The 12,686-nt window shown below is 53.3% G+C and carries 12 protein-coding genes; 1 reads left to right on the forward strand and 11 read right to left on the reverse strand.

Translation table 11 applies throughout. From position 1 onward, the window contains the following. Nucleotides 1-93 precede the first annotated feature (93 nt). The 11 genes from PG728_RS08630 to PG728_RS08675 all read right to left on the reverse strand — a co-directional run bounded on the left by PG728_RS08630 (nucleotide 94) and on the right by PG728_RS08675 (nucleotide 11,969). Entirely contained in the window at nucleotides 94-1,647 is a 1,554-nt protein-coding gene (locus tag PG728_RS08630) for a recombinase family protein (RefSeq protein WP_270627085.1), read from the reverse strand. Further along, complete coding sequence (locus tag PG728_RS08635) at nucleotides 1,647-2,834, reverse strand: recombinase family protein (RefSeq protein ID WP_270627087.1); 1,188 nt, start codon at nucleotides 2,832-2,834, stop codon at nucleotides 1,647-1,649. The genes PG728_RS08630 and PG728_RS08635 overlap by 1 nt, the downstream gene beginning before the upstream one ends. Nucleotides 2,835-2,937: 103 nt before the next feature. Continuing rightward, nucleotides 2,938-3,138, reverse strand: coding sequence for an SHOCT domain-containing protein (locus PG728_RS09375; RefSeq protein WP_408648226.1), 201 nt, complete (start codon nucleotides 3,136-3,138; stop codon nucleotides 2,938-2,940). Continuing rightward, a complete protein-coding gene (locus tag PG728_RS08640) occupies nucleotides 3,135-3,533 on the reverse strand; it encodes a hypothetical protein (RefSeq protein WP_270627089.1) in 399 nt (132 codons plus the stop codon). The genes PG728_RS09375 and PG728_RS08640 overlap by 4 nt, the downstream gene beginning before the upstream one ends. Nucleotides 3,534-3,744: 211 nt before the next feature. Further along, complete coding sequence (locus PG728_RS08645) at nucleotides 3,745-4,593, reverse strand: N-acetylmuramoyl-L-alanine amidase (RefSeq protein ID WP_270627091.1); 849 nt, start codon at nucleotides 4,591-4,593, stop codon at nucleotides 3,745-3,747. A 185-nt stretch (nucleotides 4,594-4,778) separates the two neighbouring features. Further along, nucleotides 4,779-5,333 (reverse strand): phage holin family protein, encoded by a 555-nt coding sequence (locus PG728_RS08650; protein WP_456300840.1) that lies wholly within the window; start codon nucleotides 5,331-5,333, stop codon nucleotides 4,779-4,781. A gap of 114 nt (nucleotides 5,334-5,447) precedes the next feature. Further along, nucleotides 5,448-5,618, reverse strand: a complete 171-nt coding sequence (locus tag PG728_RS08655) for a hypothetical protein (protein ID WP_270627093.1) — start codon at nucleotides 5,616-5,618, stop codon at nucleotides 5,448-5,450. Then, the gene (locus PG728_RS08660; RefSeq protein WP_270627095.1) at nucleotides 5,618-6,058 is read right to left on the reverse strand and encodes a DUF1617 family protein; all 441 of its coding nucleotides are present in this window, start codon (nucleotides 6,056-6,058) and stop codon (nucleotides 5,618-5,620) included. Before PG728_RS08660 ends, PG728_RS08655 begins: the two co-directional genes overlap by 1 nt. A 15-nt stretch (nucleotides 6,059-6,073) precedes the next feature. Further along, nucleotides 6,074-8,734, reverse strand: coding sequence for a phage tail spike protein (locus PG728_RS08665; RefSeq protein WP_270627151.1), 2,661 nt, complete (start codon nucleotides 8,732-8,734; stop codon nucleotides 6,074-6,076). Nucleotides 8,735-8,749: 15 nt separating this feature from the next. Then, complete coding sequence (locus PG728_RS08670) at nucleotides 8,750-9,436, reverse strand: hypothetical protein (RefSeq protein WP_270627097.1); 687 nt, start codon at nucleotides 9,434-9,436, stop codon at nucleotides 8,750-8,752. 4 nt (nucleotides 9,437-9,440) lie between these two features. Next, the gene (locus PG728_RS08675) at nucleotides 9,441-11,969 is read right to left on the reverse strand and encodes a phage tail protein (protein ID WP_270627099.1); all 2,529 of its coding nucleotides are present in this window, start codon (nucleotides 11,967-11,969) and stop codon (nucleotides 9,441-9,443) included. Between the two features lie 47 nt (nucleotides 11,970-12,016). Here PG728_RS08675 and PG728_RS08680 point away from each other — a divergent pair, with 47 nt between their 5' ends. Next, on the forward strand, nucleotides 12,017-12,430 hold the full coding sequence (locus PG728_RS08680) for a hypothetical protein (RefSeq protein WP_270627101.1): 414 nt from the start codon (nucleotides 12,017-12,019) through the stop codon (nucleotides 12,428-12,430). Nucleotides 12,431-12,686 lie beyond the last annotated feature (256 nt).

Below are 12,686 nucleotides of genomic sequence, written 5' to 3' on the forward strand. Positions count from 1 at the left end.
AGGTCAATCCGTGAAAATCCGCGATTCCGGACACACTTTTTGACCCTTAACCCGAAATGATCGGTGCTGGCTTTTAGATGTTGAGCTTTGCCGCTATTGCTCTGGTGTGCTGGTTCCGTCTTTCCAGATCACGGTCGCTTTGCCACTTGGTGCTATCTCGATGCGTTGGCACAGAGCGTGGAAGGTAGCGGGGTTAAAGTCGCCTACACTGTCTAGTGTGGTGAGGGTGCGCCGGTAGTGGTTGAGTGTGGCTTTGATGCCTGTGCGACGCTCAATCTCCGCCATGGTTGCTTCGTAGGCGTCGATGGCTTCACGCTGGCGTTGTTCCAGTTTCTTGAAGCGTTGATGGTAGTCATCTTGGTTTTGGGATTTATGTGCATTCGCGTTGATAGCTTGCTCAATCAGTTTCGTGGCGATCTCGATTTCAGCAGCTTGCTCAGCAGCTTGGGTTTCTAGCTCGCTGGTGTCGGTGAGTACGGTTTGCAAGAGTTTCCAATCGATGAGGCCGCGTTGCTCGATGATCTGGGCGAGCGCGCTCTGGAACATGGCTTGGAGCTGTTCATCACGCAGGATCGGCATTTTACCTGGGTGAGGTGTAGAGAATTTGTGGTTGCATTGCCAGATGACGGCGCGATACTTGCTAGTGGAGTGCCACGTTTTACTGCCATAGGCTGCGCCGCAGTGAGCACAGTAAACCTTGCCTGTGAAGGCGCGTTCACGCCTGCCTGTGCCGCGAACAGCGAATTCCGCTTGGGTGAGTTCCCACGTTTCAGGGTCAATGATGGCTGGGTGAGATCCCGTCACGTAATACTTGGGCACTTCGCCGTGATTGGGTTTGACCTCTTTGGTCAAGAAATCCACAGTAAAGGATTTTTGCAGCAGAGCATCACCTTTATATTTCTCGTTGGTGAGAATGGACTGGATAGTGGTGTGGCTCCATTTGTGTTTACGCCGAGGAGTGAGAATCCCGTCTGCATCGAGGGAGGCTGCGATTTGGGGGATGCTCATACCTTCGAGATAGTGGCGGTAGATCCGGCGCACGGTTTCGGCCTGTTCGGGGTTAATAACCGGGCTACCATCTGAGCCACGGTCGTAGCCGAGGAAGTTCTTGAATGGCATATTTACTTTCCCGTCGGCGAAGCGTTTGCGCTGACCCCAGGTGACGTTTTCGCTAATGGAGCGGGATTCTTCTTGGGCGAGGCTGGACATGATGGTGATGAGGAGTTCGCCTTTGGAATCGAGTGTCCAGATGTTTTCTTTCTCGAAAAACACCTCCACCCCTTTGTCTTTCAACTTCCGCACCGTCGTCAATGAATCGACGGTGTTGCGAGCAAAGCGCGAGACGCTTTTTGTGACGATGAGGTCGATTTTTCCCGAGAGAGCATCAGTAATCATGCGGTTGAATCCGTCACGGTGCTTCGTGGAGGTGCCGGAGATTCCCTCGTCAGTGTAAATAGCAACGAACTGCCAGCCGTCGTGGTTGTTGATGTAGTGCTCGTAATAATCCACTTGCGCCTCATAGGAGTTCGCCTGCTCAGCGTCATCGGTGGAGACGCGAGCATAGCCAGCAACCCTGCGAAGCGAGGGCAAAGCCGTGGGTGAGGTGTGTATCTTTTTCGTAGCCGGAATTGTAGTGACTTTCGGCATCAGGCATTCACCTCTGTGCCTGTGCGGTAATCGACCGTGGTTGTGCGACCATCGGTGAACTGGATAGTGAGGAGCCAGTCCGGGTTGGCCTCAATCCGCTCGATCCGATCAACTACCTGCTGGTCGTCCCAACCATGAATCCCAAGCAAGCGCTTGATGATGGTGTGCAGGTTTTCTTCTCGTAGTTGATGAGCATGACAGGGGTTGCCCTTGCCTTTCGTGGCGGTTTCGCACCACCAATATTTATAAGTCGAGTGTGCCAAGCGGCGGGTACGCCGATGATAGTTCCTGCCACAGATAGTGCAGGTGATACGGTGCGTAAGAGCGCTACTGCCACCGGTTGGGGTCAAGCCGCGTCCGCCCGTGGCACGCCGCCTGGCTAGCTCTGCTTGAACAGCATCAAACACTTCTCGCGTGATGATGGCTGGGTGGGAGTCTTCCACAATATATTTCGTGAGCTCGCCACGATTCAGAGTCGGTGTGTTATCTCCGGCATGAGCACTGAAGTACTGTTGCAAGATTGCGATACCGATATAGGTGGGGTTCTCCAGCCAATCGCGGGTCACCGAGGCGCGAAACTTTCCGCCACCACGTGAACGCAAACCCTCTTGGTTCATTTGTTTGCAGGTTTTCTCCGGGCTGATCCCATCAAGAAACTCGCTGAACACACGCCGCACAATCACGGCTTCTTCTTCAACGATGTTGAGCTGGCCGTGGTGGTAGTGGTATCCGTAGGGTTGGCGCGAATGCAACAGACCGTCCTTGTATTTTTTGCGGATGCCCCATTTCGCATTAGTCGAGATGGATTCGGATTCGGCTTGCGCGAACGAGGCTAGCAAAGTGAGGAGGACTTCGCCCTCAGCGTTGGCGGTGTCGATGTTTTCACGTTCAAAACGCACGCTCACCCCAGCGGCTTTCAGGGCTCGCACAGTGCTTAGTAGGTCGACGGTGTTGCGGGCAAACCTGCTAATCGATTTGGTGAGAATAATGTCGATGCTCCCTGCGAGTGCTTGCTCGATCATCTGGTTGAACTCGCCGCGCCCCGAGATAGACGTACCTGTCGTTGCGTAGTCGCTGTAGACCCCGGCGTATTCCCAGCCTGGCGTTGAGCTGATCAGCTTGTTGTAGTAGGAGACCTGAGCAGAGAACGAGTGAGTGAGGCGCTCGGATTCGCGTGAGACCCGCACATACGCCGCCACCCGCCTGAGCTTCAACGCTGCTGGTTTGGGTGGTAGTTTGCGGATTTTCATGCGCGTCTCCTTGTATCACGTTCGGTGTGAACCTTTGCTTCTATACATCACTCTGAAGCCCAGATTTATCCAGTCGCTGCGGCAATAACAGCGCCATAATCGCAGGATGATACGAACCAATGAGAGTATCTCGTATCCGCTGATAATCACCCTGAGAGATGGCGCCAGCTACGCGGAGTTTTTCGGCAAGTGCGAGCGTGACCCTGCAGACTGCCTCATGTTTCATCTGAACCGCTTTCATGCCGTGCCTCTGTGGGTCACGTAGCAGGCATGGGAGCAATACTTGCGTTTCTTGTTGCCGTAGGCAGTGAATGTGGTTGCGCAGCCAGCGCAGGTGAAAGTATAGATAGCAGTGCGCCTTTTCGCCTCAGGGTGTGCTTTCCACCAGGCACGCCGATGCTCCTCACTGCAAAAACGCTGCAGCTTACCGTCGGTACGTCGATATAGACGACTCCCACACCACGGGCACCAACCGAGCACATCATCAAGAACAGACCTGGTGCTTGCTGGCAGGGCATTAACAAAACGAAGAACCGATGTTGGTGGCAAACCCAGGATCTGGCTAATGCGCCGATATGGTACGTGGTCAGCGTGCACCTGCTGGATTGCGTGCTGTTCTCTGGTATCAAAACCCATAGCGTGCTCCTAACTCGATTAACCTGCTGTCGCTTTAAGCCACCCCAGATGCCCAATCCGGACGGTCCATTTTTGTGATGGCGCCATACGCCCGTGAAGAAGGAGCGAACCGGACGGGTAGAAACGAAAAAGAGCCGCCCCAGCAAGACGGTGAAGTCTCGCCAGAGCGGCTCTTATTCAGCGTGGTTATTCAGTTGTTGCCTTCGGCTGGTTAGCTGAGGATTTGGTTGACGCGGTTTTGTACCTGTTGGTAGTTGTAGCCAGCATTGGTGAGGCGGTTGTAGCGTTCTTTCCCGTTACCCCAATCCCCACGAATCACCTCACGAGCGAGGGTCTCGATGGACTTGCCTGCGGGTTTGGATTTGAGCCCGAGGATTTCGTTGACGCGGGCTTGCACGGCGTCGTAGTTGAACCCGGCCGCGGTGAGCCGCTGGTAGCGCTCGTTGCCGTTACCCCACGAACCATTGATGACTTCACGTGCGAGAGTGTCGATGCTCTTACAGCCAGTAGGCGCAGGCTTCGAGGCAGGTGCTGGCGTAGCTGACGCTTTGCCGGAGCTCATTTGGTCGTACCAGTAGCCGGCTCTGGCCATGTAGGTTGCGTGTTGGGATCCGGCTATGGAGGCAGGGCATTCGGTTGCGGAAAAGTCGCGGTGTCCGAATACGTTTTTACCCCAACAGGGTCGGCCGAGCTTGTAGTAGTGACACAGGGCGGCGACCAGGTGCGCCCCGTTTTCTAGGCAGGCATCGGAGATACGGTAGGGGTGGGTGGATGCGTCTGCGTGTTCGATTCCAATCGATGTGGTGTTGGCTACCCAATTTCCCGCGTGCCAGGCAGTGTCCCGATCCCAGACGAGTTGGCCGATGCGGCCACTGGTTTCTACTTGGTAGTGCGCGGAGGCGGGTCGGGTTTGCCATACGTTCCAGCATCCTTGTATGGAAAGGTTCCCATCGTTGTGGTGCAGGATTATTTTGTTGATGGATCGGCCTTGTCTGCCTTTGGTGAAGTGTTTGTTCATCAAAAGGTTCAGGTCAGCTTCTAGAGTGTTCCAGTTCTTCATTTTGGGTTCTCCGTTTCTTTGTTGGTTGGTTTAGCCGATGGCCAGGATAAAAAGTGCGATCAGGTAGATAATCGGGGTCAGTATCCATGAAAGGAATATGGCGAAAACGAGCCAGATCCCGGCGGTAAGTAGCGTTAAGACTGCTAGGAGCGCCAAGAATTTAAGGAATGTTTTCATGCATGTTTTCATGGTTTTTCTATTTCGTCGGGCCGGGCGTGTTGGGGCAGATATTTGCCCGGGCTGGTCTGGCCTGCCTGAGGGGTTGGCGGGGAGTATTTATCTGGACTGCTCGCCTTAGCAGGTGGTGCTGAACCGGTTTTTAAAGCGGGCTGGTTTTGACCGGTTTGCTTGATTGTGTCTAATGCTTGTTGTAGTCCGCCCGGGATCGGCAGGCCCAGTAGCCCTGCGTTTTCGAGGATGGAGATGCCCTCGTTGGATAGGTAGAAGAAGATGGTGGCGGTGCGTAGCACTCCGGGGGTGCCAAGAACATGCACGTCCAATAAGTGGGCTAGTCCGATGAGGGCGAAGATTAGGATTTTGCGGGCGATACCGCGAAACCCTACCGAGCTGGATAGTTTGTGGGCGTTGATTGCGGCTAGTATTCCGGTGGCGTAGTCGATGATGGTGAAGGCTACGATCGCGTAGAGCAGGGAATCGGCTCCACCGAGAAAGGCTCCTAGCCAAGCACCTATAGCGGTGATGGCGCCTTGGATACCAGTCCAGATAGCTTTGATATTCATTGAATGGTTCCTTTCAAAGTAAGCGAAAGAATGCCGGACACGACTGCGTGTAGGGCATGAATATGAAAAACGCCCACCAAAACTGGCAGGCGTAAGTAAAAGATTGTGCAACCTTTAAGGTTTTAGATCTGGCAGGTTGGGGTTGGTGAGGACTTCCAGGATTGGTTCGCTCAAATCAAGGTGTGTTTCACGTGGCTGAACCATCACGCCTGTCTCGTCATCAGGTTGGGCAGGCGGGGTTGGTTTTGGGTCAGATGGAATTGGAACTATAGGTTGTTCATCCATTAGCTATCAGATACTTCCTTGGTGAGCGCCATGGTAGTAGCATCAACAAGCACATCGAATGCTTCTGCTGCAGCCCCAGATAATTCATTGTCAAAATTATCTAGCAAGGTTTTCAGGTCAGTTAGATGACCTGTGTAGGTAGGTCCTGACACCTCGGCGACAGATTCGAAAAGCTCGCTTCTTGCCGTGAAGAATTCTTGTGCTTTTACCGGGTCAGCGAGGCTGAAAGTACCGCCTGGGTCAATGACGGGCTTACCTGCGCTATCGAGAAGAGCGTATTGGCATACCAGGTCGTACTCGTCGGCTGCGAAACGGATATTGGCTTCACGTACCAAATGAAGAAGTTTTGTCCGCGCCCTAGAGGCGGCAGGTTTCAAACTCATTTCAGATAGTAGGTCTGCTATTGGGGCAAGTTGGTTATTAGGAAGAAGAATTCTCATATTAGATGCTCTCCTTTAAGCGAGGTTGGTAGACATTTGGCTATAGCCCGTGTTGGAAAAATATCTCCAGGAAATGTTGGATCCAGACCCCGAAATAGAAGTGATCCAGCCCTGGTTAAGAAGTCCGATCAACCCGTTGACTCTACTCATCAGGTCTTTTACTCGGTCAAAGAGTCGGGTCATGTTGTAAAACGAACCGTTGGTTACAACCATGACGTCATAGGTGTGGAATACTACTTTGGCAAGGCTGCTTGGCCCGACCCAGCCTGGATGGGTGCCCCTGCCTGAAAGAGTACAGTCTTGCAAAGTTACATACCTGTTCGCACTGGTGTAAAACTTGTGGCCGTTGGTTCTAAGGTCACTGCCTAAGTGAATTCCCGCGCTGTCATAGAAACGGCCTTTAGGATCTAAAGTCAGGCAGGTATAGAAATTACCACCAGCAGAGGTTTGATACGTCCAGGCAACATAATCGCCTTTGTAGGCTAACTGGTTAGCTATTCCTTGCACGTCAGGTTTATCTTTACGGCTACGCCGAGCCATTTCCCCGATATATCTATCCCCGTACCAAAACTGCATCCCGGTACTAGTAATTTTCCCTTCCAACTGTGAACCGTTATACCAGGAGATTTGAGTGGGGTTGATGCGAATATTGCTTGTCCATCCGGCAAGACCAACCTGGATAGCGTTAGCGGAAAGCTTATCTGCCGTAATGGATGCCGCAGCGATCCGGTTGGCGTCAAGCAGACCAGTGGTGATCTTGCTGGCATCTATGTAAGCGATCTTCGCGGAGGTTATAGCCGCGTCGCGGATCATTGCTGTTTGGATGTATCCGTTAGCGATCGTGAGTTTATCGCTAGTGATGCTCCCGGCGGCAATCCGCGCGGACGCTAGGGTGCCGGTGGTTATTTTATCTGCGGACAGCTCACCGATTTTAGCGTTAGTGATAGCCGCATCGGCAATCATTGCGGTACCGATTACGCCGTCATCGATTGAGGTTTGCCCACTGATGTGTACTTTTGCTGCATCAATCAGCACGGTTTCATTCGATAGATTGATTTGGGTAATAATCTCGGCTCTTTTAACTCTCAGGTTCACGTTGTCTGAAACCATCGTCAAGGAGGAGTTAATGTTTTTGGTTTCATCTGCTACCTGCACTTTGAATGCTTCTAGAGCATTTTGAGTATTGGTAGCATCCTGGAGAGCTTTTTCGGCTTGAGCTTTTGCAGTCGCTGTATCGCTACTGGTTTTTACTAGCTCGCCTTGGGTTTGTTTAAGGCTTGCTTGGACTTGCTCAACGCTAGCGTTTGCTTGCGCGATCTGGGTTTTAGCTGCTTGCAGGTTCGCCGCCAGTTGAGCCGCGTTCAAATCGGTGGCAAGACTGACCCATCCGGGCTGACCAGTATCGGTGAGCTTATATATCCAGATTCCTACTTGCTCACCGTTGTCTTTAAACCACACATCCCCCAGCCTGGCTGATACCGGTTGGGTGGTGCCATAGTGGTTGGTGTTCTTCCCATCAGCTGACGCGAGCGCCACACCTGCCACCTGGCTAGCCTCAGCAGCCTCAGTGCGAGCGGTATTAATAGCGTGGGTGATGTCGGTGAACTTACCCGCCACGCTGCCCAGCTCAATGCTGATGTATTCGCCAGCCAGCGGATTGTAATCGTAGGCAACGACCCTAGCGGTCAGTGCGACATTGAGGTCGCTGTGGCGAACCGTCACAGTATCGCCGAGAGCCACGGTTTCTAGGTCACGAAAACCCTCATATTCGCGAGTGCTAGCCAGATCGACGAATGACACCTTGTATGAGGACGCCGGCTGATCGACATAACAACTAGAGAACTCTGCTTTAGCTAGTTCACGCAATCTCGCGTGAGCCTGCGCAAGTGGCAGCTCATCATCACGCGGTTTGTCCGCATCTTTAATGGCTTTGACCTGCCCATAGCGGATGACCTTGATACGCGGAGCCACATAATCATTGATTCGGGGGCTGTCGACATACAGTTCCGGCAGTAACAACCCGTCATAGCCGACCGGCAGAATCCGGGTCACCACAGTTGTGTAATCCAGCGTCGCTTCGTAGCCGGTTAGGTTTTTACGATCCCTGATCACCACGCCAGCGTCTCGGCCTCTGCGGGGTGCATGGTGGATGTGCCAGTTATCGAAGGCCAGTTCGCCGCCCCACCGCGAGACAAAGCTATTGTCTGCCTTGGAGTCTAGGATTGCAGCGGCTAGAGACTGACGCACGATACGAGCCGAAGCACGAGTGCTGGTGTCGGAGCTAGATGCTGTAAACCCGTGCTTGCTATTAGCAGCATCAAGAAGCTGCTTTAGTGCATCAGCGGCGGTTTTGTTGACCACATAGGTGTCGGAGACAAGGTTCGCAGAAAGGTCATAAAACACGTGATGAGCTGTCACCTCAAGCATTCCACCGAGCGTGGTGACCACCTCAGCAATACGGAAACCCTGACGATCTTCCACGCCAGGTACGGGTGTTGCGACGATGTTCTCAAGACGTAGGTGCTTGGCTGCTGAACCATCAGCTGGGTAACTAAACGACAACATGAAGTGGCTACCTAGTTCCTCGCTCACGACCGGGTCAATGATCTCGCGGTCAAGAACAGCCAAACCAGTGGCGGTAAAAGTCTGGGCGGCGCGGTTGTGGACGCTAATCATCAATAGGCCTTTCTGCTATAGGGTGCGCCAGTTGGGCTGTACCACAATCTTCGAGACCCCAGCACCGAACTCGATTTGGTTAGTACCAGGTTGCAGTTGTGGGAAGGCACCGGTTAGGGCGTCGCTTTGGGCTTTACCAGCCACGTGCCCCACCAACCGGGCAGAATCGAGGGTCACCTGTCCAGCTGGGGATGCCACCACATGCTTGGTGCTGTTGATCGTCAACTCCAACTGTCCGGTACCAAACACAGTGATGACCGGATCAGCAGGCAACAATCCGGGATTCAGCAGGGTTCCGGAAGCATTGATTGTGTCCGGTTTCAGGCCGGCATCCAAATAGGTAAACGGGGCACATGTCAGCTCTGCCTGGAACATGCCCCAAGAACCCATCTCACGAACCAGTGGCGACACCTCGACGTGCTTCAAATACCTGAACAAGCCAGGCTCGCCACTAAACCCAACCGTCGAAGCATTAGCCAGAGCAAACGCCACCGCCCGGTAAGCCTCCACGCCACCCTGGACTGCTAGCGGCAGACTGATTTCCGTATCGTCCCAGCCAGCAAACCGGGTTAAAGAACCGGCGCGACCTGCCACCTCGATATCGTCTACCCGCCGTGTGGCGGCTGGGATCTCTACGGGTGCGGTGAACCGCAAGCCCAACTGTTTCGAGGAGATCTTATGGTCGAGAGTAAACCCATACATCGTCTCACGCTCCCGCCATGATTAGGTTGTTGCGTCTTGATAGCCGCGAGAGCTGAGCATCGATGCGCGGAGCCAGCTTGCCGACGAGTGTCCCATCATTGAGCACCACCTGAACATCCAAGGCACCGAGGATCCGCCTCGCAGTGGTATCGACGATGCCCTCCACATCCACAGGCGAAGCCTCATTTGGTGATGGGTTGACATCGGGGTGTCGAATGGCTGCTGGTGCCAGATCTACATTCGGTAGATGCAAGTCCGTATCGTTGATGTTGATTGGCACATCAATGCCCGCCGCGAGTTCGTCCATGGAACCCATGGTGTCTTTAGCCATGTCTTTTGCTGCATCGGCTGCCTTATGGCCCTCACTGGTGATTGCTCCGGCCAGGCCTGCTACGAGCATGTCACCGACCCACGCCATTTGTTTGGAGGGGCTGTGGATACCGAAGAATCCTAGGATCCCATCCCAAATACTCGATACCCAGCTAGAAACCCTGTCCCACAACCAGCCTGCCAACGACTGGATGCCCTGCCACAAACCAGACACCAAGGAGGCACCAGCTGAAACCATCTGGCCCACACCACCAAGCACGGCCGAAACAATCCCGCCAATGATTTGCGGGATGGCGGAAACAATCGTGCCAATAATCTGCGGTAGCGCACCAATAAGTGCTGTTAGTAGCTGGATGCCGGCTTGGATCAGCTGCGGGATCGCACCAATCAAGGCAGAGATTACCGCACCAATGATCTGAGGCAACGCAGCCACAATCGTGTTAATGATCTGAGGTAAGGCACCGATCAAAGCCACAAACAACTGAATACCGGCTTGAATCAGTTGCGGGATCGCACCGAGCACGCCGTTGGTGACGGCTGTAATGATCTGTGGCAGGGCTGCGACGATAGCGGTAATAATTTCAGGCAAGGCACCAACCAGCGCCGTTAACAGCTGGATACCAGCTTCGATAATCTGGGGGATCGCCCCGATTAAGAAAGAAATAATCGCACCAATCAACTCCGGTAGAGCCTCGCCGATACCAGCTACCAAGGTGGCGATAATCTGGACCGCTGCCTCCAACAGGCTCGGAAGTGCCTCAATAATTGCTTCCACCAATGCGACAATCAACGTCACGGCAGTTTCTGCCAAGGAAGGTAGAACAGCGATAATGCCCTCCAACAAAGCGGTGAGGATACTCATTCCGGTATCTACCACTTGCGGGAGCTGGCTAGAAATAAACTCCAGGGCTTCCTTCAAGATCTGCCCCAGGGTGTCGATAAAGGCCGGTGCGCCCCCGGTCTCGAACGCTTCGGTGAGTTCATCGACCCAACCATTAACCATCGGCATCACCGTGCCAGCCAAGACTGTGGTCAAACCTCCAGCAAGTAGGCCTTTAAGGTTATCGACCCCGTCTTTTAGCGTAGCTAGTTGGCCAGAGAAGGTTTTGGATTGGGCATCCATCGCCCCATAAAACCGGCCACCCTCACTTGTGGCACTAGCGAACGCATCCGCAACCATATCCGCACTGATCGCGCCCTTAGCCATTTCTTCTTTGAGCTCGCCGATACTTTTACCGGTCTTTCGGGAAATCTCCTCTAAAGGGTTGAAGCCCGCGTTAATCATTTGGTTCAAATCCTGACCAGTAAGCTTGCCAGTAGAGCTCATTTGAGCAAATGCCAACGTGAGGGATTCGAACTTTCCAGCATCCCCCTGGCTGATATCACCTAACTGTTTGAGGCGTACCTGGGATTCTTCAGCGCTCATGCCGAACCCCATCAACGTTTGGGTGGCCTTGGCTAGATCCTCCATCCCAAACGGAGTACGAGCCGCCTCGACCTTCAGGTCGTTGACTAGTTTTTGGGCCTTGGCTTGATCACCCAGCATCGTGGTAAACGAGGTGGTGTATTGCTCCATCCGGGCGTTATAGTCCAAACCATCCTTCATCGCTGAGCCGAAGCCTTTAGCGATACCCGCGATGGCGTGCCCGATAGCTTTAACCCCACCAACAACAGCTTCCGCTGCCAGGCTGGCTTTAAGCACGTCACCAAAAATGCGGGTCTTCGAACTGGTACCATCCATCTGAGAGCCCAGATCATCTACAGCATTTTCTAGATGTGAAGTGTCCTTAGCTGCAGTTTTCGCATCATCACCCGCACCGTCAGCCTCATCAGCAAACTTGGAAAGAGCAGAATTGTTCTCTTTAAGCTCACCCTCAAGACCATTCAAAGTCGCCTGGGCGTTATTGAGCTGAATCTGCCAATTCTTCGTCCGAGAATCATTTTCCCCAAAACTGGTAGCAGAGTTATCAAGAGCGCTCTTAAGGGTCTGGATCTTGGCTTTTTGCGCCTCAATCTCTTTGCCCAACACCTGGTTACGAGAAGTCAACGCTGAAGCAGACTTATCGTTCTTATCGAACTGAGAAGCCACCAACTTCATCTCGGATCCCAAAACCCGCATCTCACGATTAATATCCGTGATCGCGCGCTTAAACTCCCGCTCACCCTCAAGGCCAATCTTCAAACCAAAAGACGAATCAGCCATGCTCAGACACCCCCTCCGAGGTAAAATGGAGACGAATGGATTAATTTGTGAAAGACACGAGCATGGGAATGAGCGCAGAGGACTTCGGGGCGGTACTTGCTGAATTAACCGCGCCCACACCACTAGCTGATGCTTTCGAAACGCGTTTTCCCCAGTCCAAGGGGAGCCGCTGGTGGTTCTCTGTTCGCACCCACGCCGCTTCAGTATTCTTGTCGAAGGAGTACTACGAATATCGGACGAAACCAAATGTTGAGGTTGAGGGTGACCCTGGAAATACGAGAGAACGGGAGCACACCGATTTTTCTGCCGAGACGGTCTGGGATAGTGACTCGTTCAATTGGCGACCCGAGCTTCGGCTATGGATTCTAGAGGCGCTGGGACTCCTAAAAGACGACAAGGATGTACTACAACGCATTCTTGCTATAGAGGCGAATACCTCTCGCTGTACTTACCTCAAGTAATTGTTTTCGTGGGATGAAATTGAAGATGCGGCACGGAGGGAATTTGCTCGTCTCGTAGATGTATCACCATTGCCTCACCGAGATTGCTAAACCCCGGCGGGGATAATATCGTCGATAAACCAGATGCGTTTCGGCTGTGCTCTGCCGGTTTCGATGCGCCAGCAGTCCACCAGGTCCAATAGTTCACCGAATATGGTCAGGTCGATTTGCATGCGGGTCAGTCCCAGGTGGGCGAGCCCGATATAGGTCAGGCGGG

Origin of the sequence: Varibaculum timonense, assembly GCF_027694345.1 — a bacterium.
GTDB classification, from domain to species: domain Bacteria; phylum Actinomycetota; class Actinomycetes; order Actinomycetales; family Actinomycetaceae; genus Varibaculum; species Varibaculum timonense_A.

Bases quoted from the DNA above. Each gene is read 5' to 3' on its own strand.
- PG728_RS08630 (WP_270627085.1), bottom strand. From the start codon at position 1,647: ATGCCGAAAGTCACTACAATTCCGGCTACGAAAAAGATACACACCTCA.
- PG728_RS09375 (WP_408648226.1), bottom strand. From the start codon at position 3,138: ATGAAAGCGGTTCAGATGAAACATGAGGCAGTCTGCAGGGTCACGCTC.
- PG728_RS08640 (WP_270627089.1), bottom strand. From the start codon at position 3,533: ATGGGTTTTGATACCAGAGAACAGCACGCAATCCAGCAGGTGCACGCT.
- PG728_RS08645 (WP_270627091.1), bottom strand. From the start codon at position 4,593: ATGAAGAACTGGAACACTCTAGAAGCTGACCTGAACCTTTTGATGAAC.
- PG728_RS08650 (WP_456300840.1), bottom strand. From the start codon at position 5,333: ATGAATATCAAAGCTATCTGGACTGGTATCCAAGGCGCCATCACCGCT.
- PG728_RS08655 (WP_270627093.1), bottom strand. From the start codon at position 5,618: ATGGATGAACAACCTATAGTTCCAATTCCATCTGACCCAAAACCAACC.
- PG728_RS08660 (WP_270627095.1), bottom strand. From the start codon at position 6,058: ATGAGAATTCTTCTTCCTAATAACCAACTTGCCCCAATAGCAGACCTA.
- PG728_RS08665 (WP_270627151.1), bottom strand. From the start codon at position 8,734: ATGATTAGCGTCCACAACCGCGCCGCCCAGACTTTTACCGCCACTGGT.
- PG728_RS08670 (WP_270627097.1), bottom strand. From the start codon at position 9,436: ATGTATGGGTTTACTCTCGACCATAAGATCTCCTCGAAACAGTTGGGC.
- PG728_RS08675 (WP_270627099.1), bottom strand. From the start codon at position 11,969: ATGGCTGATTCGTCTTTTGGTTTGAAGATTGGCCTTGAGGGTGAGCGG.